The 19,318-nt window shown below is 72.5% G+C and carries 21 protein-coding genes; 12 read left to right on the forward strand and 9 right to left on the reverse strand.

The window, feature by feature from the left end:
* From ACFWPA_RS15690 to ACFWPA_RS15710, 5 genes are all read right to left on the reverse strand, one after another.
* Positions 1-1,227, reverse strand: a complete 1,227-nt coding sequence (locus ACFWPA_RS15690; RefSeq protein WP_378570859.1) for an acyl-CoA dehydrogenase family protein — start codon at positions 1,225-1,227, stop codon at positions 1-3.
* Between the two features lie 34 nt (positions 1,228-1,261).
* Complete coding sequence (locus ACFWPA_RS15695; RefSeq protein WP_378570861.1) at positions 1,262-2,086, reverse strand: SDR family oxidoreductase; 825 nt, start codon at positions 2,084-2,086, stop codon at positions 1,262-1,264.
* Between the two features lie 172 nt (positions 2,087-2,258).
* Positions 2,259-2,942: a TetR/AcrR family transcriptional regulator gene (locus ACFWPA_RS15700; protein ID WP_378570864.1), complete on the reverse strand. Its 684-nt coding sequence runs from the start codon at positions 2,940-2,942 to the stop codon at positions 2,259-2,261.
* 29 nt (positions 2,943-2,971) lie between these two features.
* Positions 2,972-3,616 carry a response regulator gene (locus ACFWPA_RS15705; RefSeq protein ID WP_378570866.1) on the reverse strand — a complete coding sequence of 215 codons (645 nt, stop codon included), beginning with the start codon at positions 3,614-3,616 and terminating at the stop codon, positions 2,972-2,974.
* Positions 3,604-4,854: a sensor histidine kinase gene (locus ACFWPA_RS15710; RefSeq protein WP_378570868.1), complete on the reverse strand. Its 1,251-nt coding sequence runs from the start codon at positions 4,852-4,854 to the stop codon at positions 3,604-3,606. The genes ACFWPA_RS15705 and ACFWPA_RS15710 overlap by 13 nt, the downstream gene beginning before the upstream one ends.
* Positions 4,855-4,963: 109 nt before the next feature.
* Here ACFWPA_RS15710 and ACFWPA_RS15715 point away from each other — a divergent pair, with 109 nt between their 5' ends.
* The 5 genes from ACFWPA_RS15715 (at position 4,964) to ACFWPA_RS15735 (ending at position 10,051) form a co-directional block, all read left to right on the forward strand.
* A complete protein-coding gene (locus ACFWPA_RS15715; RefSeq protein WP_378570870.1) occupies positions 4,964-5,734 on the forward strand; it encodes an ABC transporter ATP-binding protein in 771 nt (256 codons plus the stop codon).
* 2 nt (positions 5,735-5,736) lie between these two features.
* Positions 5,737-8,244, forward strand: a complete 2,508-nt coding sequence (locus ACFWPA_RS15720) for an ABC transporter permease (RefSeq protein WP_378570872.1) — start codon at positions 5,737-5,739, stop codon at positions 8,242-8,244.
* A 163-nt stretch (positions 8,245-8,407) separates the two neighbouring features.
* Positions 8,408-9,151 carry a putative protein N(5)-glutamine methyltransferase gene (locus ACFWPA_RS15725; protein WP_378570874.1) on the forward strand — a complete coding sequence of 248 codons (744 nt, stop codon included), beginning with the start codon at positions 8,408-8,410 and terminating at the stop codon, positions 9,149-9,151.
* Positions 9,152-9,183: 32 nt separating this feature from the next.
* Positions 9,184-9,471 carry a hypothetical protein gene (locus ACFWPA_RS15730; protein ID WP_378508447.1) on the forward strand — a complete coding sequence of 96 codons (288 nt, stop codon included), beginning with the start codon at positions 9,184-9,186 and terminating at the stop codon, positions 9,469-9,471.
* A 91-nt stretch (positions 9,472-9,562) separates the two neighbouring features.
* Positions 9,563-10,051: an FBP domain-containing protein gene (locus ACFWPA_RS15735; protein WP_378508446.1), complete on the forward strand. Its 489-nt coding sequence runs from the start codon at positions 9,563-9,565 to the stop codon at positions 10,049-10,051.
* A gap of 86 nt (positions 10,052-10,137) precedes the next feature.
* On the opposite strand, the gene ACFWPA_RS15740 is transcribed toward ACFWPA_RS15735, so the two are convergent.
* The gene (locus tag ACFWPA_RS15740) at positions 10,138-10,701 is read right to left on the reverse strand and encodes an NADPH-dependent FMN reductase (protein WP_378508445.1); all 564 of its coding nucleotides are present in this window, start codon (positions 10,699-10,701) and stop codon (positions 10,138-10,140) included.
* 121 nt (positions 10,702-10,822) lie between these two features.
* On the opposite strand from ACFWPA_RS15740, the gene ACFWPA_RS15745 reads away from it, so the two are divergent.
* Positions 10,823-11,401, forward strand: coding sequence for a TetR/AcrR family transcriptional regulator (locus ACFWPA_RS15745; RefSeq protein WP_378508587.1), 579 nt, complete (start codon positions 10,823-10,825; stop codon positions 11,399-11,401).
* Between the two features lie 36 nt (positions 11,402-11,437).
* Positions 11,438-12,220: an META domain-containing protein gene (locus ACFWPA_RS15750; protein WP_378508444.1), complete on the forward strand. Its 783-nt coding sequence runs from the start codon at positions 11,438-11,440 to the stop codon at positions 12,218-12,220.
* 18 nt (positions 12,221-12,238) lie between these two features.
* Here the strand turns inward: ACFWPA_RS15750 and ACFWPA_RS15755 are convergent, their stop codons facing one another.
* A complete protein-coding gene (locus ACFWPA_RS15755) occupies positions 12,239-12,826 on the reverse strand; it encodes a nucleosidase (protein ID WP_378570876.1) in 588 nt (195 codons plus the stop codon).
* Between the two features lie 52 nt (positions 12,827-12,878).
* On the opposite strand from ACFWPA_RS15755, the gene nadE reads away from it, so the two are divergent.
* Positions 12,879-13,718 (forward strand): ammonia-dependent NAD(+) synthetase, encoded by an 840-nt coding sequence (gene nadE, locus ACFWPA_RS15760; RefSeq protein WP_378570878.1) that lies wholly within the window; start codon positions 12,879-12,881, stop codon positions 13,716-13,718.
* A gap of 6 nt (positions 13,719-13,724) precedes the next feature.
* Here the strand turns inward: nadE and ACFWPA_RS15765 are convergent, their stop codons facing one another.
* Together ACFWPA_RS15765 and moaA are read right to left on the reverse strand one after the other, a co-directional pair.
* Entirely contained in the window at positions 13,725-13,967 is a 243-nt protein-coding gene (locus tag ACFWPA_RS15765; protein ID WP_378508586.1) for a MoaD/ThiS family protein, read from the reverse strand.
* A 4-nt stretch (positions 13,968-13,971) separates the two neighbouring features.
* Entirely contained in the window at positions 13,972-15,039 is a 1,068-nt protein-coding gene (gene moaA / locus ACFWPA_RS15770; protein ID WP_378570880.1) for a GTP 3',8-cyclase MoaA, read from the reverse strand.
* 135 nt (positions 15,040-15,174) lie between these two features.
* On the opposite strand from moaA, the gene glp reads away from it, so the two are divergent.
* The 4 genes from glp to ACFWPA_RS15790 all read left to right on the forward strand — a co-directional run.
* Positions 15,175-16,359 carry a gephyrin-like molybdotransferase Glp gene (gene glp / locus ACFWPA_RS15775; RefSeq protein ID WP_378508440.1) on the forward strand — a complete coding sequence of 395 codons (1,185 nt, stop codon included), beginning with the start codon at positions 15,175-15,177 and terminating at the stop codon, positions 16,357-16,359.
* Entirely contained in the window at positions 16,356-17,348 is a 993-nt protein-coding gene (gene moaCB, locus ACFWPA_RS15780; protein ID WP_378570883.1) for a bifunctional molybdenum cofactor biosynthesis protein MoaC/MoaB, read from the forward strand. Before glp ends, moaCB begins: the two co-directional genes overlap by 4 nt.
* Complete coding sequence (locus ACFWPA_RS15785) at positions 17,341-17,754, forward strand: molybdenum cofactor biosynthesis protein MoaE (RefSeq protein ID WP_378508438.1); 414 nt, start codon at positions 17,341-17,343, stop codon at positions 17,752-17,754. Before moaCB ends, ACFWPA_RS15785 begins: the two co-directional genes overlap by 8 nt.
* A 262-nt stretch (positions 17,755-18,016) precedes the next feature.
* Positions 18,017-19,318 (forward strand): DEAD/DEAH box helicase (locus ACFWPA_RS15790; protein WP_378570885.1); only part of this gene is annotated, 1,302 nt, incomplete at its 3' end.

Here is a 19,318-nt window from a genome sequence, read left to right on the forward strand (position 1 = left end):
TCAGTGCCCTTCCGGTCGCAGGTCGCGGTACCGGCGGAGTTCGCGGCGGGCGAGGGCCCGCTTGTGCACCTCGTCCGGTCCGTCGGCGAGGCGGAGGGTGCGCAGGTGCGCGTACGCCATCGCAAGGGGGAAGTCGTCGGTGACGCCAGCGCCGCCGTGCACCTGGATCGCGCGGTCCACGATCGTCAGTGCGATGGTGGGCGCGGCCACCTTGATCGCGGCGATCTCCGTCTGCGCCTGCTTGTTGCCGACCGTGTCCATCAGGTACGCGGCCTTGAGGGTGAGCAGCCGGATCATCTCAATGTCGATGCGCGCCTCCGCGATCCAGTCCTGAATGTTCGCGTTGTCGGCGACCGGCCTGCCGAACGTGACCCGGGACTGGGCGCGCCTGCACATCAGCTCAAGTGCCCGCTCGGCCATCCCGATCGCGCGCATGCAGTGGTGAATGCGGCCGGGCCCGAGCCGGGCCTGGCTGATCGCGAAGCCCTCCCCCTCCCCCTTGAGCACGTCCGTAGCGGGGACCCGCACGTCGGTGAAGTCGATCTCGGCGTGCCCCTCCCGGTCCTGGTAGCCGAAGACGGGCAGCCCGCGCAGCACGGTGACACCGGGCGCGTCGATCGGGACAACCATCATCGTCTGCTGCCGATGCGTCGGCGCGGTCGGATCGGTCTTGCCCATCACGATCATCACCTTGCAGTTGCGGTGCAGGGCGTTGGACGCGAACCACTTTCGGCCGTTGAGGACATAGTCGTCACCGTCCCGGACCATCGACAGCTCGACGTTGGTCGCGTCGGAGCTGGCGACCCGCGGCTCGGTCATCGCGAAGGCGGAGGCCATCGTGCCGTCGAGCAGCGGCTTCAGGTACTTCTCCCGATGCTCCTCGGTGCCGAAGAGTTCGAGTACCTCCATGTTTCCGGTGTCGGGCGCGTTGCAGTTGCAGGCCTCGGAAGCGAGATGGCTGCGGCCCATGATCTCGGCGAGCGGCGCGTACTCGAGGTTGGTCAGGCCAGCCCCGGTCCCGGGATGCGGATGGAAGAGATTCCACAGTCCCCGCCTCTTGGCCTCGACCTTGAGGTCCTCGAGGATCGGCGGCTGGAAGTGCGGGTCGCCGGAGGCGCGCATCTGCTCCTCGTACACGGACTCGGCCGGGTACACGTGCGAGTCCATGAAGGCCTGCAGGTCCTCCTGCAGCTGCGTGGCGCGTTCCGAGATATCGAACAGGGACATGCGAACTCCTGACGGATGGGAGGGACGGGCGAGGTCAGCCCCGGTCGAGCAGGGACGCCTGGTAGCGGCGCATCCCGCGCAGCCACCGGTCGTAGTCGGCACCCTTGTGCCGGAACATGTCCAGCACCTGCGGGTGCGGCAGGATCAGGAACCGCTCCTCGTCGATCGCGGCGAGGGTGTCGGCGGCGACCTGGGCAGGCTCGAGGACCGTGCCCGCCGAGGTGACGGCCTGCGCCGCCGCCGCACTGAGCCCGCCGGCGTCCTCCTCAGGGAACAGCAGTCGGGTGTTCACCCCCTGGGGGCACAGGCAGCTGACCTTCACACCCCGGTCGCCGTAGGTAACGCTGAGCCACTCGGCGAACCCGATGGCGGCGTGTTTGGTGACCGCGTAGGTGGCGCCGCCGATCTGGGTGAGCAGTCCCGCGGCCGACGCGGTGCTGACGAAGTAGCCGTCGCCGCGCTCGACCCAGCCCGGAACCAGCAGTCGTGCGGCCCGAATATGGGCCCGGAGATTGACGTCGAGGGCCAGGTCCCAGGCGCCGTCGTCGGCGTCGAGGCCGGGCGCCCCGGTGATGCCAGCGTTGGCGAAGTACAGGTCGACGGGCCCGAATTCTCTCTCCGCCAGGGCGATCAGGCCGCGGATCGCGTCGGTGTCCGACACGTCGGCGGCCGCGGCGACCGCGGCGACCGCGGCGGCGGGATGCGCGGCGTTGATCGTGTCCGCGACGTCCCGCGCCGCGGGCCCGACCAGGTCCGCGACAACGACCCGCGCGCCCGCGTCGACCAGGGCCCTCGCGAGCGCGCCGCCGATGCCGCCTCCGCCCCCGGTGACGACGGCGACCTTGCCTGCAACCTTCACTGCCGACCCCGCTCTCCTGCCGATGCCGCCTCGCCCCAACTATATAGTTGAATCCGGCGTCAAGTTCAAGGTTCACTGCAGTCCTGCCACCAACCGTTGAATGGGGCTTCAGTGACCAATCGCGGCCAGCGAATGACACATGAACCCCCATTCAACGCCTGGGGGCGCCAGGTCAGGCGGTGATGCGCAGCGCGTTCACCCAGAGCCGGGTCGCGGTGCGGGTGAGGGCGTCGAGGTCGATGCCGTCCTCCTCCGCGGCATCGCCGGTGACGAAGTACCCGAACGCGAGTCGGCTGATCATGCCGGAGAGGGCGCGCGAGGACAGCAGCGGATCGAGGTCCGCGTCGGCGAGCCCGCGCTTCTGCAGCGCCTCGATGCTGCGGGCGTTGCGCCGCACGAAGGCGTCCGCCCTGCGCTGCCGCAGCATCCGGAACTCGGGGTCGACGCTGGCGACCTGCTCCAGCAGGCCCATCAGCTTCGCGTTGCGGCGGTACGCCTCGAAGTACGCCCGGTTGCTCGCCTCGATGATCGCGGCCGGATCGCCGTCGGCGTCCACGTGCGGCATGCCGGGATGCATCATGTCCTCCTGCGCGAGCTCGAGGACGGCGGCGAAGATCTCCTCCTTGCTGGCGAAGTAGGTGTAGAAGGTGCCCGCCGAGCACTTGGCTGCCGTGGTGATGTCGATCAGCCGCGTGTCCAGGTAGCCGGACTGTTCGAACACGGTGCGGGCGGCGGCGATGAGCGCGGACCGGGTGCGCAGCCCCCGCTCGGTGGCGGGGAGGTCACGGAGCAGCGCCGAGTTCGCCATCGACGGCGGGACGTCCTCGGGGGTGGGTCGTGCTGCTGATCGTGCCATGTACACAGTTATAGCCCTGGGGCGCCGGATCAGGACCGCAGGTGCGCGAGGACCGCGAGCACCCGACGGTGCCCGCTGTCCGATGCCGACAGCCCGAGCTTGGCGAAGATGTTGCCGATGTGCTTGCTCACCGCGGTGTCGCTCACCACGAGTCTGCGGGCGATGTCGGTGTTGCCGAGCCCCTCCGCCATGAGGCCGAGCACCTCGGATTCGCGTGGGGTGAGGGTGCGGATCGGGTCGTCGGCGCGGCGCCGGCTCATCAGCTGGGAGATCACCTCGGGATCCATCACGGTGCCGCCGCCGACCACCCGGTGCAGGGCGTCGACGAACTCCTCCACCCTGCCGACCCGCTCCTTGAGCAGGTAGCCGACCCCGGACGCCCCGCCGGAGAGCAACTCCCCCGCGTACCGGTCCTCGACGTATGCGGACAGCACCAGCACCGGGAATCCGGGGCGCCGCCGGCGCGCCTCGATCGCGGCCTTGAGTCCCTCGTTGGTGAACGTCGGCGGCATCCGCACGTCGAGCACCGCGCCGTCCGGCGGGTCGGCCTCGAACGTGGCGAGGAACTTCTCGGCGTCGTCGACGGCGGCGGTCACCTCGACCCCGACACTGCCGAGCAGCAGGACCAGGCCCTCCCGCAGCAGCGCGTCGTCCTCCGCGATCAGAATCCGCACGGCAGTTCCACCTCGAGTCTCGTCGGCCCGCCGAGCGGGCTGTCCAGTGTCGTCGTCCCCTCGAACGCTGCCACGCGGCGCCCGATGCCGGCCACTCCGCCGCCCGGCGCCTCGGTCGCGCCGCCCACTCCGTCGTCGCGGACGTCGATGACGAGTGTCGCGCCCCGCTCGTCGTCACGCGTGGACAGGGTGACCCGCACCTGTTCGGCACCACTGTGTTTCGCGACGTTGGTGAGGGCCTCCGCGACGACGAAGTAGGCGGCCGCCTCCACCGCGGCCGGTGCGCGCCGCAGCTCGCCGGTGTCGAGGATGCACGGCACGCTGCTGCGGCCGGCGAGCGCGGAGACGGCCCCGCCGAGGCCCAGTTCGTCGAGCACCGGCGGGTAGATGTCGTGTACGAGGGTCCGCAGCTCCGACAGTGCATCCGAGGCGGCGTCCTGCGCCCGCAGCAGTTGCGGCAGCGCCTGATCGGGGGCCACCCGCAGCGAGCGTTCCGCCAGCCCGAGCATCATCACGACGGCGACGAGCCTGTTCTGGGCGCCGTCGTGCAGGTCGCGTTCGATGCGCCGCAACTCCGCCGCGTGCGCGTCGAGTGCCGCGGCCCGGCTCACCGTCAGCGCCGAGACACGTTCGGACAGTTCGGTTTCCCTCCCCGGGACGAGAAGTGCCCGGGCCAGCCCCGCGACACCGCCGGCGAGCGCCGGGATCCCCCACCACGCCAGCATCGCGTACCCGACCCCCACCAGTGGCATCGCCGCGGCCCGCCACCACGACGTCACCGGGAACACGCTCACCACCGGTTCGTCGAGCGGCATCAGCTGCCAGTAGAAGGGGATCGCGAACGAGTTGAGCATCCCGAGTGGCAGCCCGATCGCGATCACCCCGGCGACGAGCGCGACGAACCCGTGGATCGCCACCCACGACGCGTCGCGTCGGGTGGCCGGGGCCACGAGCAGCCGGAGCACGTCGGCGAATCCCGGGTCGTCGGGGATCGGCGGATACCGCTGCGGGACAGGCCTACCGGTGAACCAGCCGACTCGGCCGCGGGCCAGTCCGGCCCAGCGGCGCAGCACCCGCAGGTACGACGGCACGGCCAGCCAGCCCACGATCAGGATCAGCATCCCGGCCACCACGAGTCCCGCCGTCAGCACGCACAGGGACACGACGGCGGCCGCCGCCTCGACCGCGAGGAAGCGCAGGGCACGCCACCGCACCGCGAGCCGATCACCGAACACCATCGCTCCAGCATGCCGCACCCGAGACCGGATGTCGGTACAGCGGACTACACCATCGATCGGGTACCGCACGGGATGTTCTGCGGCGTCGCCGATTCCTAGCGTTGTCGCCATGACCTCCTTCACCTCTCCCCTGCCCCCGGTGCAGAGTCCCCCGCAGTCGGCGGTCCGGCTCGCCGACGTGAGCAGAACGCACGGTTCTGGGCGCACGCAGGTCACCGCGCTCGACGCCGTCAGCCTGTCCCTCGCCCCGGGCAGTTTCACCGCGATCATGGGTCCGTCGGGCTCGGGCAAGAGCACGTTCCTGCACTGCGCCGCCGGACTCGACCGGCCCACCCGCGGGTCGGTGTGGCTCGGCGACACCGAGATCAGCGCCCTGAAACCCAAGGCCCGCACGATCTTCCGACGCGACCACATCGGGTTCGTGTTCCAGGCGTACAACCTCATGGCCGCACTCACCGTCGAACAGAACGTGACGCTGCCGCTGCTGCTGGCTGGCCGCCGCGCGGACCGCGCGCACCTCGACCACGTGCTGGACGCGGTCGGCCTGGCCGACAAGCGCCGCCGACGGCCCGCCGAGATGTCCGGTGGCCAGCAGCAGCGGGTTGCGATCGCGCGGGCGTTGATCACGCGGCCGCACGCGGTGTTCGCCGACGAGCCGACCGGCGCGCTCGATTCCCGCACCGGACGCCAGGTGCTGGACCTGCTGCGCCGCACCACCACCGACCTCGGTCAGACGATCGTCATGGTCACCCACGATCCGGTGGCCGCCGCACACGCCGACCGGGTGCTGTTCCTCGCCGACGGTCGTCTCGTCGGACGGATGGATGCACCGAGCGCCGCGGCGGTCGCCGACCATATGACCCATCTCGGGGAGTGGTGAGCATGCGTCGCTCCCGTCTGCCGCGGCTGGCGCTCGCGAACGTGCGGCAGCGCCGGGGCAGTTTCGCGGCCGTGTTCGTCGCCGTGTTCTGCGCGGCGGCCCTCACCTGCGGGCTGGCGGTGCTGTTCGAGTCCGGGATCCGCGGCGGCGTCACCCCGCACCGGTATGCGGGGGCCGACGTCGTCGTCGGCGCGCCGCAGGCCCTGGACGTGCGTGAGGGTGTCGACGAACCGTTCGTCGAACGCGCACTGCTCCCCGACTCCGTGGTTGACGACCTGTCCCGGATGCCGGGGGTGCGGGCGGCGGTCGCCGACCGCGCGGTGCCGCTGGCCACCGACGACGGTGCCCTGCGGGGCGCGCACCCGTGGTCGTCGACGGTGCTGGCGCCGTACACGCTCGCCGACGGCCGCGCCCCCGCGGCGTCCGACGAGGTCGTGGTGACCGGGGGCGGCACGGTCGGTGACCGGATCACGTTGCGGCACGGCGGTATCGGCGACGAGTACACCGTCGTCGGGGTCGTGTCGGCCCCCCGGCCCGAGCCCGCCGACCGGCCGGCGACGGTGTTCCTGTCCGACGCCCGGATCGGTGACCTGTGGCCGCACGGGGACCGGGTTGCCGCGGTCGGTCTGCTCGGCGACGACGGGGTGGACGCCGACTCGCTCGCGGCACGCGCACGAGACGCGCTGCCGGGCCTCGACGTGACCACCCACACCGGTGACGGCCGCGGCGACGTCGAATTCCTCGATGCCGGTGCCGCCCGCAGCAAGCTGATGGCGCTGTCCGCGGCGTTCGCGGGCGTGGCGATCCTCATCGCGATGTTCGTGGTGTCGAGCACCCTGTCGCTGTCGATCCAGCAGCGCCGCCGCGAGTTCGCGCTGCTGCGGGCGACGGGCGCAACACCGGGCCAGGTGCACCGGCTGGTCGGCACCGAGGTGCTGCTCGTCGCGGGCGTCGCCGCACTGCTCGGTACCGCACCCGGCTACGCGCTCGCCCGACTCCTGCGCCTCCAGTTCGTCGACGCGGGGGTGCTGCCGACGGACTTCGCGCTCGCGGCGGGTCCGATCCCCGCCGTCGTCGGCGCCGTCCTCGCGCTCGTGACGGCTCGGATCGCGGGCGCGGTCGCGGCCCGCCGTCCGGCCCGCCTCGATCCCACCGAGGCGCTGCGGGAATCCGCGGTCGAACAGGCATCCCTCGGCTGGGGTCGGCTCGTCACCGGGGTCGTGTTCGGCGTCGGCGGTATCGCGACGTCGCTGTTGCCGATGGTGCTGCCGGGTCCGGCGGCGCTCGCCGGTGCCGGCGGGTCGGCGATGCTGCTGGTGATCGCGGTGGCGCTGCTGGGCCCGGTTCTCGTCCGCGGCGCGGTCCGCTGGTTCGGCGGGCCGCTGCGCCGCAGCGGGTCCCCGGCGCGGGTGCTCGCCGCCGCGAACGCGGGCACCCGGTCCCGGCGGCTGGCGTCCGCGATCACCCCGCTGGCGTTGGCGATCGCGATCGGCGGCGTCCAACTGTTCACGCAGGACACCGTGTCCGCGGCCGCCGACGACCAGTCCCGCAGCGGCATCACCGCGGACCTCGTCGTCACCGGACCGGCCGGGCTGTCCCCGACGCTGATCGACGGCATCACAGCGAACGACGCTGTCCGTCAGGTGAATCCGATCGCCCGCAGCACCGCCCTGTTCAGCACCGGCGGGGAGAACCCGACCACGCAGACGTACCCGGTCCAGGGCATCGACCCGGCAACGACCGCGTCCACCCTCGACCTCGATGTCCGCGGCGGCGACCTGGGACGGCTGCGGGACGGCACCGTCGCGCTGTCCACCGACGCGGCGTTCGCGATGAGCGCCCGCATCGGCGGCACCGTCGCGCTGCGGCTCGGCGACGGCACCCTCGTCACCCCGGAGGTGGTCGCGACGTATGGGCGCGGCCTCGGCTTCGGCGACGTGACCCTGCCCGTGGCGTCGGTGCGCGCGCACACCACCTCCGGCCTGACCGACATGCTGCTGGTGTCCGCGCATCCCGGCCGCGTCGACGAGGCGCGCACCGCGATCACCGCGCTCGGTGGCGTCGCCGTCGCCGACCGCGGCGAGTTCGCGGCCGCCGGGCAGGAGCAGCGGCGCATGCAGTCCGGCGTGAACCTGGTGGTGCTGGCCGTGCTGCTCGGCTACCTCGCGGTGGCCGTCGTGAACACGCTCGTGCTGGCCACCGCCGAACGCGGCCGCGAGTTCGCGCTGCTCCGCCTGGTCGGGGCCAGCACCCGGCAGGTGCGGGCGATGATGCGCACCGAATCGGTGATCGTCGTGACGGTGGCGGCGGTCCTCGGCACGGTGATCGCGGCGCCGCCGCTCGCCGGGGTCGCGGTCGCGGTGTCGGGGCGCCCGATCCCCACCGTGTCGCCCACCGTCTACGGGCTGCTCATTGCGGGCACGGTGCTGCTGGGGCTGGTCGCGATCGCGGTCCCGACCCGGACCGCGATGCGCGCCGACCCGGTCGCCGCGATCGGCACCCGCGAGTAGCGGACCCGGGACGCGCGGCCACCGAGTTCGCCTGCGCGCGGCGCGCCGGTCGGCGACGATGGTCGGGTCCGCGCGTCTCCGTATCGACAGGCAGTGAGGTCCACCCACGTCCACGCAGCCCCCCGAGCCTGACCCGCCCACCGACCCGAGCGGCGTCGAAGCCGTGCTCCGCCGGGCCGGGTGCGTGTTCGCCGAGGAGGAGGCCCGCCTGCTGCTCGGGGCGGCGCGGGACGGCGCGCACCTCGCCGGGCTGGTTCGGCAGCGGGTGACCGGGCGCCCGCTCGAACAGATCCTCGGGTGGGCCGAGTTCTGCGGCCTGCGGGTCGCCGTCGCGCCGGGCGTCTTCGTCCCCCGCCGGCGCACCGAATTCCTCGTCGAGCAGGCGACCGGGCTGCTGCCGCGGGCCGGGGCGTCGGTGCTGGACCTGTGCTGCGGGTCGGGGGCGGTCGGTGCGGCGCTGCTGTCCACCTCGGCGGTCGTGCTGCACGCCAGCGACATCGATCCGGTCGCGGTCGCCTGCGCCCGCCGCAACCTGCCCGCCACGCCGGTGCACTGCGGCGACCTGTACGACCCGCTGCCCGCGGAGCTGCGCGGCCGGGTCGACGTCGTGGTCGTGAACGCCCCGTACGTGCCGTCCGACGCGATCGCGACGATGCCCGCGGAGGCGCGCCTGCACGAACCGCGCACCGCGCTCGACGGCGGACCCGACGGCGTCGACGTCCATCGCCGGGTCGCGGCGGCGGCACCGGGGTGGCTGGCGCCCGGCGGTCACCTGCTGGTCGAAACCAGTCGGCGGCAGGCGCGGTGGACGGCCGATGCCTGCACGCGGGCCGGTCTCGTCGCCCGGGTGGTGCACTCCCCCCGGCTCGACGCGATCGTCGTCGTCGCGGAGGCGCCGATACGTTAAGGCCAGCGCGTGAGCCCGGTTATGCTGCGGCCGTGACCATCTCCCTGTGTGTGCTGCTGTGGGCCCGTCCCGGCGAGGAGGACGGCCTCGTCGCCTACGAGGATCGGGTGCTCGAACTCGTCACCGAGCACGGCGGCCGGGTGCTGCAACGCGCCCGCACCGACGGTTCCGGCGGGCAGCCGCTCGAGATTCAGCTGTTCACGTTCGCGAGCCAGTCCGCGATGGACGGGTACATGGCCGACGACCGCAGGCTCGCGCTCGCCGCCGAACGAGACCGTGTCGTGGCCCGCACCGAGATCATGCCGGTCACCGTGCAGTGAGGGCCAGCGGCAAAAGCCGTTGCCGCACCGACCGCGGTGTCCGTACCGTCGAGGTGACCGCCGTGCCGTCTATCGAAGGACCGATCGCGCCATGCTCCCCGTCACCGAGGCCGACATCCGGGCCTCGTTCGTCAACTGCTCCAAGGGTGACGCCAAGCGCCTGTCCGTCCCGAGGGACCTCGCCGACCGCCCCTGGCAGGACCTCGACTTCCTCGGCTGGAGCGATCCGACGTTGCGCGGCCGCTGCTACATCGTCGTCCCCCTCGGCGACGACCTGGCCGGGGTGGCGTTCCGGTACGCGACCGGCGGAACGGGCAAGGCGCAGATGTGCGCGATCTGCAAGACCACCCACACCGGCGGCGGTGTGTCGCTGATGACCGCGACGAAGGCGGGTGACGCGGGGCGACGCGGCAACACGGTCGGCATCTACATGTGCACCGACCTCGCGTGCTCGCTGTACGCCCGCAACAAGCGCCGCCCCGCCGCCGGGAACCGCTACCGGGAGAGCCTCACCGACGAGGAGAAGGTGGCGCGGGTGCGCGACAACATCACCGCGTTCGTCACCGGCCTGTCGACCTGACCGTCCCGGGAACGAACACGTCCCGAACGCGTCCGGGCCCGGACGGTGCGTGACGCACCCTCCGGGCCCGGTAGACCGGCTTCGGGTCAGGCGCTGACCAGCTCGCCAGCAGCGGCGACCAGGCCGGCGACGACGGCGGCGACGTCGGCGGCAACCTCGGCGTTCTCGCTCGGGTGCTTGTCACCGAACTTGTCGAACGTGCCACCGATGGAGATGGAGACGTCCTCGACGACGGTGCCGCCGGCGATCCGGACCGCCTTGCGGGTGTCCTCGTGCGCCCAGACGGCGGCGTTCGGGGACGGCGACGCGCTGATCACGGCGACCGGCTTGTCCTTGACCGCACCGGCGCCGAACGGGCGGGAAATCCAGTCGATGGCGTTCTTCAGCACGGCCGGAATGGTGCCGTTGTACTCGGGGGTGACGAGCAGCAGGGCGTCGGCCTCACCGGCGGCCGAGCGCAGCGCCTGCGCGGCGGCGGGTGCGGCGTCGCCGTCGATGTCCTCGTTGTAGAACGGCAGCTCGCCGAGCCCCTCGTAGATCGTGACCTCGGCGCCTGCGGGGGCGCCCGAGACCGCGGTCTCGGCGAGCTGGCGGTTGACGGAGCCCGCGCGCAGGCTTCCGACGAGGACGAGGACACGGGTCTGAGACATACGGGCTTCCTTACGAGGTTCGTTGGGCTGGCTCGATCCAGCACGACCAGCTTAACCGGACCGCGGTCCGGTTGTATTCCCCGGCGGGTAGCATCACGGCGTGCAGTCCACCCCGATCCCGATGGCCGAGACCCACGAGGCCGAACGCTGCGACGCCGCCCGCAACCGCGCATTGTTGCTGGATGCGGCGGCGCTGCTGGTGGCCGAGCGGGGCGTCGACGCGGTCACGATGGACGCCGTCGCCGCGCGGGCCGGTGTGGGGAAGGGCACAGTCTTCCGTCGATTCGGCAGCCGGTCCGGCCTGATGCACGCCCTCCTCGACCACACCGAGAGCGAACTCCAGCACGCCTTCCTCGCCGGCCCCCCACCGCTCGGGCCCGGCGCGGACCCGCTCGACCGGCTGATCGCCTACGGCCGGGCCCGGCTGTCGATGGTCGGGGTGCAGGGCGACGTGCTGCGCGCGGTGGAGAGCTCGCCGGAACTGCGGTTCGGCGGGCCCGCCCGCAACGTCGCGCTGACCCACGTGGTCACCCTGCTCCGGGGCACCGGCACCCCGGGCGACCTGCCGATCCTCGCGCACAGCCTGCTCGCCCCCCTCGAGGCGTCCCTGGTCCTGCACCAGGTCCGCGATCTGGGGATGCCGATCGACCGCGTCGCCGACGCTTGGGAGGACCTGGCACGCCGGGTGACATCGGCCTGATCCGAATCGGCCGCGCCGGTCACTACCCTGCACGTCATGCGCACTCTCCGACTCGCAGGCCTCATCGCCCTGACCGCCGCCCTCGCGGCGTGCTCCGACTCCAGCACGGCGTCGCCGGAGTCCCCGCAGGCCGATCTGCTCGGCCGCACCTTCGTCTCGACCACCGTCGACGGCACCCCAATCCCCGGCGGCGGGCCGCTCACGGTCGAGTTCGTCGAACCGGACCGGCTGGCGGCAACCGCGGGCTGCAACCGGGCCACCGGCACCGCCGACTTCTCCGGCGGCACGATCACCGCGGGCGCACTGGCGACCACGATGATGGCCTGCGTCGGGGACGTCGGCGAATCCGACGCGTGGCTGACCGAGTTCTTCACCGCGAACCCGCAGTGGAGCCTCGACGGCGACACCCTGCACCTGCGCACCGGCGCCGCGGACGTCACCCTCCTCGACAAGAAGGTCGCCCAACCGGACCGCCCGTTGACGGGCACGACGTGGGTGGTCGACTCCACGATCAGCCCGACCGCGGTCACCGCGTCCCGCGCGATCGAGGAGTCGGCACCGTCCCTGCAGATCGGGGACGACGGCGCGGTCACCGGCTCGACCGGATGCAACACCTTCACCGGCACCGCGCAGGTCGCCGACGACAGCGTCACGTTCGGTCCGCTCGCCACCACAAGGAAGATGTGCCCGCCGGACGTCGCGGAGGTCGAACGCGCGGTCCTGTCCGCACTCGACGGCGCCACCACGGTGACGATTGACGCCGACCGGATGCGCCTGATGAACGACAACGGCACCGGGCTCGGCCTGCGCGCGCGCTGACCGGCCGGTGCCGCGGGATCAGTAGTTGGTGTCGAGCCAGGACCCGAGGATCCGGGCACTGGCGTCGACCTGCGCGGGCCAGTCCATCGCGGACTCGTCGGCGTGGTCGCTGACGTGCTTGACCAACCGGCACCGCACACCCATCCTGGCGCAGGACGCGGCCACCGCGAATCCCTCCATGTCGACCAGGTCGGCGCGGCGGGACAGGTCCTCGCGCAGCACCGGGTCGGACACGAACACGTCGCCGGTGGCGAGCACCGACCCGTCGCCGCCCTCGAGCGAAATCCGGTCCTGCGCCGGGTAACCCAGGGTGCGCAGCACGTCGGCGCTGAGGTCGTGGTTGAGCACCTCGGACGGCACATACAACCCGCTCGACGCGCAGGCGGCGTCATGGCCGCGCAACGCGCCCGCGGTGCCGATGTTGACCACCGTCGGTCGGGCACCGTCCGGGTGCGCGGCCAACGCCTCGGTGACCGCGATCGCCGCGTCGACCTTCCCGATCCCGGTGACGAGCACCTCGAACCGCGGCGGCACGTGCGCGGCCTCGGCGAGCGTGGCGGAGACGACGAGGACGGGGAGCGGGTGTTCGCGAATGACATGGGTCACGCCGAAAACAGTAGTCTGCGCGCGGCGCCGGGCCCCTCGCTAGAGTCACCGCATGGCCACACTGCGTGCTCGAATCCTGCAGGAACTCGGCGCGAAGCCGACGATCGACCCCGCCGCCGAGATCCGGGACCGGATCGACTTCCTCAAGACGTACCTGCGGTCCACCCCGGCGAAGGGCTTCGTGCTCGGCATCAGCGGCGGACAGGACAGCACCCTCGCCGGGCGGCTGTGCCAGCTCGCCGCCGAGGAACTCCGGGCCGAGGGTCGGGGCGCCGAATTCGTTGCCGCCCGACTGCCGTACGGGGTGCAGGCCGATGAGCACGACGCGCAGGTCGCGCTGACGTTCATCGAGCCGGACCGGTCGATCACCGTCAACATCAAACCGAGCGCGGACGCGGCGGCAGCGGAGAGCGCCGCCGGGCTCGCCGAGGTGCTCGGGCACGACGGCGCGCTGCGGGACTTCGTCCGCGGCAACGTCAAGGCCAGGGAGCGGATGGTCATCCAGTACGCGATCGCGGGCGAACTCGGCCATCTCGTGGTCGGCACCGATCATGCGGCGGAGGCGATCACCGGGTTCTTCACCAAGTACGGCGACGGCGGCGTCGACGTCACCCCGCTCACCGGGCTGTCCAAGCGTCAGGGTGCGGCCCTGCTCCAGCATCTCGGTGCGCCGGACAGCAGTTGGCGCAAGGTGCCGACCGCGGATCTCGAGGACGACCGTCCCGCGCTGCCCGACGAGGAGGCATTGGGCCTGCGCTACAGCGAGATCGACGACTACCTGGAGGGCCGCGACGTCACCGCCGCGGTCGCGGAGAAGCTGGAGGGCATGTACCTGGGCACCCGGCACAAGCGCACCGTCCCGGTGTCCCCGCTCGACGACTGGTGGCGGTGACGCCGGTCAGCCGCCCGCGAACGGGGGCAGCACGTCCACCCGCGCCGCGGCGGGCGCGTCGAGGTCGCGGGTGAGTTCGTCGTTCTGTAGGAACGCGGCGACCCGCAGCACCCGTTCCATCGCCGCGCCGTGCCGGTCGGCGAGCGCGGACCGCAGATCGCCGAGCGTGCCGCCCGCCGCCAACGGCACCTGCTCCGCCCCGCACCGCGCGGCCTCCGCCGCGGCCGCGAAGTAGCGCACCGTCACCATCGTCTCAGCCACCGATCGCTCCCATGCTGCGTTGCGGCGGCGCGAAGCCAGCCGAGTCGATGCCGTGCCCGGCCCACTTGGTCCACATCGCGCCCCGCCACAGGTCGGCGAGTTCGGTGTCGGTCGCCCCGGACCGCAGCGCCGCACGCAGGTCGGTCTCGGCGTCACTGAACAGGCAGGACCGCACCGTTCCCTCCGCCGTGAGCCGGGTCCGGTCGCAGTCCGCGCAGAAGTTGCGGGTGACCGAGGCGATGATCCCGACGGTCGCGGGGCCGCCGCCGACCAGCCACTCCTCGGCGGGCGCGGCCGGATCGTCCCTGCCGACCGCGGCCAGCTCGAAACGCTCCCCGAGCACCTCAAGCAGCCGCTGCGCGTCGACCATCGCGTCCCGATCCCAGGCCTGATCCGCGTCGAGGGGCATCTCCTCGATGAACCGCAGGTGCACCCCGGCGTCCAGGCACCACTGCAGCAGATCCGCCGCACCCACCAGGGTTTCGGGCATCAGCACCGCGTTGACCTTCACCGGTGCCAGGCCTGCGCGGGCCGCGGCGCGGATCCCGGCGAGCACGGACGGCAGCCGGTCCCGCCGGGTCAGCTCCGCGAAGTGGGCGCGGTCGACCGTGTCGAGGGAAATGTTGACCCGGGTCAGCCCGGCGTCCACCAGCCCCCGCGCCCGGTGCTCGAGACCGACGGCGTTGGTGGTCATCGACAGCGGAATGCCGGGAACCGCGGCGGCGCAGCCCCCGATGGTCTCCTCGAGGTCGCGGCGCATCAGCGGTTCGCCGCCGGTGAAGCGCACCTCGCGGACACCGAGATCCCGCACCGCGATCCCCACCAGCCGGACGATCTCGTCGGCGGACAGCAGCCGCTGCCGCGGAATCGAGGGCAGCCCCTCCGCCGGCATGCAGTAGGTGCACCGCAGCGAACACTTCTCGGTGATGGACACCCGCAGGTCACGGGCGACGCGGCCGAAGCGGTCCACCAGCTCCGGGGAGTCCGGCCGGTCCCGCGCATCGGTGGTCGCGCGCACGCGCGGCAATCCGATCGACACGGGGCGCAGCGTTGCGGTCATCAGCTCACCACCTTCGTCATCATTCGAGTATGACCGCAAACGTGTGTCGTCCGCGTTGCCACGCCACCACGGGCACGCGGTCCGGCGTGTGAGTGCCCGCCGCCTAGAATCGGCGTTCACGCCACAGGGAGGGTCATGACCAGCAGATCCGTCGACGAGCACGCGCAGGCGATCCGGGCGGCGCTTGCCGCAGCGCTGACGCCCCGCGCCGAGGAGGTTCCGGTCCGCGACGCGCTCGGCCGGGTCCTCGCCGGCGACGTGTCCGCGGAGATCGACCTGCCGGTGTTCCGGAACTCGCAGATGGACGGCTACGCGGTCGCCGCGGCGGACGTCCCGCACCCGCCGGTGACGCTGCCGGTGGTCGGCACCGTCGCCGCCGGTGACGCCGGACCCCGCCACCTCGCCGCCGGGACGGCCGTGAAGATCATGACCGGCGCACCGGTGCCACCGGGCGCCGACTGCGTGATCCCGGTCGAGGACACCGCGCCGGACGGCACCGGGGTGCGCATCCTCGCGTCCCGGCGGCCGGGTGACTTCGTGCGCGAGGCGGGCAGCGACGTCCGTGCCGGCGAGACGCTGCTGCGGGCCGGCGCGCGGCTGACCGCCCGGCAGCTGGCGATGTTCGCGGCGGTCGGTCTCGCCCGGGTGCCGGTGCTGCGGCGGCCGCGGGTCGCGGTGATCGCGACCGGCGCCGAACTGGTGCCCGCAGGCACGACGCTGCGGCCCGGCCAGATCTACGAGTCGAACTCGACCGGCCTTGCCGCGTGCGTCACCGCCAACGGCGGCGACCCGGTCCTGGTGGGGCGCAGTTCGGACACCCCTGCCGAGTTCGGGGACCTGCTGACGCGGGCGGTGGCGACCGCCGACGTGGTGCTCACCTCGGGTGGCGTGTCGATGGGCGACTTCGAGGTGGTCCGGGAGGTGCTGACCCCGCTCGGTGGGTGGTTCGGGCATGTGGCGATGCAGCCGGGCGGACCGCAGGGCCTGACCGTCGTCGACGGGGTTCCGGTGCTCAGCTTCCCCGGGAACCCGGTCAGCAGCCTGGTCTCGTTCGAGGTGTTCGCCCGCGCCGAACTGCGTCGCGCGGCCGGGCTCGCGGCCCGGGCCACCGGTCGTGCGACACTCACCGCTCCGGTGCAGTCGCCGCCGGGGAAGCGGCAGTTCCTGCGGGGCCGCCGGGTCCCCGGCGGGGTGACACTGGAATCGGGACCCGGATCCCACCTGGTGGCGGCGCTGGCCAGGGCGGAGGTACTTCTCGACATTCCGGAGGACGTGACGACGATGCAGGCGGGAGACGACGTGCGGGTGTGGGACCTGTGAGCGGCGACCTGACACACCTCGACGGCGAGGGGCGGGCCCGGATGGTCGATGTCGGGGCGAAGGCCGTCACCGCCCGGGTCGCGGTCGCGGCGGGCGAACTGCGCACCACCGCCGAGGTGATCGCGTTGGTGCGCGCCGACGACCTGCCGAAGGCCGACGTGCTGGCCACCGCCCGGATCGCCGGGATCGCCGGGGCGAAGCGGACATCCGAGCTGATCCCGCTGTGCCACCAGATCGCGCTGTCGTCGGTGAAGGTCGAGTTCGGGTTCACCGACACCTCGATCACCATCGAGGCCCGCGCGAAGACCACCGGGCAGACCGGCGTGGAGATGGAGGCGCTGACCGCGGTCGCGGTGGCCGGGTTGACGCTGCACGACATGGTCAAGGCCGTGGATCCGGCCGCGGTCCTCGACGGGGTGCGGCTGCTGACGAAATCGGGTGGCAAGCGCGGCAACTGGGCACGCGAGGACGCCGCGGGCCGGTCGCCTGCGGCCGGGGTCGCCGATGCGGGGCCCCGATCCGCGGTCGTGCTGGTGGCGTCCACCGCCGGCGCGGCGGGGAGCAGGGCGGACACCACCGGCCCGGCGCTGGCGGCCTGGCTGGACGGTCTCGGTTTCGCGGTGCGCGGGCCGCTGGTGTACGCGGACGCGGACATCGACGCGGGCCTCGCCGACGCCCTCACCGGTCACCCCGCCCTGGTGGTGAGCACCGGCGGCACCGGGGTCTCACCGACGGACCGCACGCCCGAGGCCACCGCGGCCGTCCTCGACCGCGAGCTGCTCGGCGTCGCGGAGTCGCTGCGGCGCAAGGGCGCCGAGCAGACCACGTTCGCGTCGCTGAGCCGCGGCCTGGTCGGGCTCGCCGGCCGGACCGTGGTGGTAAACCTGCCCGGCTCCACCGGCGGGGTGCGAGATGGCATGGCAGTACTGGAGCCGATTCTCGACCATCTGCTGGCGCAGGTGGCCGGTGAGGGGATGCACGATGCGTGAGCTGTTGGCCGCGATTTCGGACCGACCGCTGGACGCGGCGGCGGTGGACGCCGCCGTCGCCGGACCCGAACACGGTGCGGTGGTGCTGTTCAGCGGCGTCGTTCGCAATCACGATGAGGGACAGTCCGTTTCCGCGCTCGAGTACTCGGCGCACCCGGACGCGGAGACGTTCCTGCGCCGCTGCTGTGAGCAGGTGTCGGCGGAGTCCGGGCTCCCCGTCGCCGCCGTGCACCGGGTCGGCCCGCTGGCCGTCGGCGATCTGGCCCTCGTCGCGGCGGTCGCGGCGCCGCATCGCGCCGAGGCGTTCGCGGCGTGCGCGTTGCTGGTGGAGCGGATCAAGGCGGAGGTGCCGATCTGGAAGCGTCAGCACTTCGACGGCGGTGTCACCGAATGGGTTGGGCTGTGACGCCGAGGGAGAGCGCACCACCCATGGTGTGACCCAGGCAACGGCCCGGCACCCGACGGGTCGGCTATGCTGGCACCCACATGGCGCGGGTCCCACTGCGCCAGCCGTCGTGGAACGGTTTTCACGTGCCAAGCACGAACTCTTCTTACGGCGATCGATTTTGCCCACCGGCAATCTCGCCAGACTTGTGCTGATGAGGCGCGTGAACCCGCGGGTTCCCGTGCTGCGCAGCGCAACCCGATGCCCGAAAGGCACTCGACACATGACCGCGTCCTTCGCCGAACTCGGCGTGCCCGCTCCCCTCGTGACGGCGCTCGCCGACGGTGGAATCACCGCCCCGTTCCCGATCCAGGTCGACACCCTGCCCGACACCCTCGCCGGACGTGACGTCCTCGGCCGCGGAAAGACCGGCAGCGGAAAGACCCTCGCCTTCTCCATCCCGATGGTGACGCGGCTCTCCGGCGACCTGGCCGCCAAGCGCAGGCCCCGCACCCCCCGCGGTCTCGTGCTCGCCCCGACCCGCGAACTCGCCACCCAGATCACCGCGACCCTGCAGCCGATGGCCGACGCCGCGGGCCTGCGGGTGACCACGATCTTCGGCGGCATCTCCCAGCACCGTCAGGTGAAGGCGCTCGACGCCGGGGTCGACATCGTCGTCGCCTGCCCCGGGCGTCTCGAGGACCTGATGAAGCAGGGTCTGGTGTCCCTCGACGCGATCGCGATCACCGTCCTCGACGAGGCCGACCACATGGCCGACCTCGGATTCCTGCCCGGTGTCACGCGAATCCTCAAGGCCACCCCGGACTCCGGGCAGCGGCTGCTGTTCTCCGCCACCCTCGACAACGGCGTCGACATCCTGGTCAAGAAGTTCCTGCACAACCAGGTGCTGCACTCGGTGGACGAGGCCAACTCCCCCGTCGCCGCGATGACCCATCACGTGTTCGACGTCGCGGGGACCGCCGAGAAGAAGGACCTGGTGCACAAGCTCGCCTCCGGGACCGGCCGCCGAATCCTGTTCATGCGCACCAAGCATCAGGCACGGAAGCTGGCCAAGCAGCTCACCGAGTCCGGCATCCCGTCGGTCGACCTGCACGGCAACCTCTCGCAGAACGCCCGCGACCGGAACCTGGCCGCGTTCTCGTCGGGTGAGGCGCGCGTGCTGGTGGCCACCGACGTCGCCGCCCGCGGTGTGCACGTCGACGAGGTCGCGCTCGTCGTCCACGTCGACCCGCCCGCCGAGCACAAGGCATACCTGCACCGGTCGGGCCGCACCGCCCGCGCGGGCAGCGCCGGTGACGTGGTCACCGTCGTCCTTCCCGAGCAGCGCAAGGATCTCGCGCTGCTGATGCGCAAGGCCAAGATCACCGTCACCCCGCAGCAGGTGACCGCGGCCTCCCCCGCGGTCGTCGACCTGGTCGGCGAGATCGCACCGCACGTGGTGCCCGCCCCGACGCCGGCGACGCAGCCGAGCGGGCAGGGCGGCGGTCGTCGCGGCGGCGGGCAGGGCGGCGGGCAGCGCCGCGGCGGCCAGAACGGCGGCCGCCCGGCGCCCGACGGCGGCGGC

The organism is Rhodococcus sp. NPDC058505 (assembly GCF_042720095.1).
In the GTDB taxonomy this organism is placed as follows: Bacteria; Actinomycetota; Actinomycetes; order Mycobacteriales; family Mycobacteriaceae; genus Rhodococcus_G.

Coding starts and splice junctions, on each gene's coding strand:
- ACFWPA_RS15690 (WP_378570859.1), bottom strand. CDS start 1,227: ATGTCCCTGTTCGATATCTCGGAACGCGCCACGCAGCTGCAGGAGGAC.
- ACFWPA_RS15700 (WP_378570864.1), bottom strand. CDS start 2,942: ATGGCACGATCAGCAGCACGACCCACCCCCGAGGACGTCCCGCCGTCG.
- ACFWPA_RS15710 (WP_378570868.1), bottom strand. CDS start 4,854: ATGGTGTTCGGTGATCGGCTCGCGGTGCGGTGGCGTGCCCTGCGCTTC.
- ACFWPA_RS15715 (WP_378570870.1), top strand. CDS start 4,964: ATGACCTCCTTCACCTCTCCCCTGCCCCCGGTGCAGAGTCCCCCGCAG.
- ACFWPA_RS15720 (WP_378570872.1), top strand. CDS start 5,737: ATGCGTCGCTCCCGTCTGCCGCGGCTGGCGCTCGCGAACGTGCGGCAG.
- ACFWPA_RS15735 (WP_378508446.1), top strand. CDS start 9,563: ATGCTCCCCGTCACCGAGGCCGACATCCGGGCCTCGTTCGTCAACTGC.
- ACFWPA_RS15740 (WP_378508445.1), bottom strand. CDS start 10,701: ATGTCTCAGACCCGTGTCCTCGTCCTCGTCGGAAGCCTGCGCGCGGGC.
- ACFWPA_RS15745 (WP_378508587.1), top strand. CDS start 10,823: ATGGCCGAGACCCACGAGGCCGAACGCTGCGACGCCGCCCGCAACCGC.
- ACFWPA_RS15750 (WP_378508444.1), top strand. CDS start 11,438: ATGCGCACTCTCCGACTCGCAGGCCTCATCGCCCTGACCGCCGCCCTC.
- nadE (WP_378570878.1), top strand. CDS start 12,879: ATGGCCACACTGCGTGCTCGAATCCTGCAGGAACTCGGCGCGAAGCCG.
- ACFWPA_RS15765 (WP_378508586.1), bottom strand. CDS start 13,967: ATGGTGACGGTGCGCTACTTCGCGGCCGCGGCGGAGGCCGCGCGGTGC.
- moaA (WP_378570880.1), bottom strand. CDS start 15,039: ATGACCGCAACGCTGCGCCCCGTGTCGATCGGATTGCCGCGCGTGCGC.
- glp (WP_378508440.1), top strand. CDS start 15,175: ATGACCAGCAGATCCGTCGACGAGCACGCGCAGGCGATCCGGGCGGCG.
- ACFWPA_RS15785 (WP_378508438.1), top strand. CDS start 17,341: ATGCGTGAGCTGTTGGCCGCGATTTCGGACCGACCGCTGGACGCGGCG.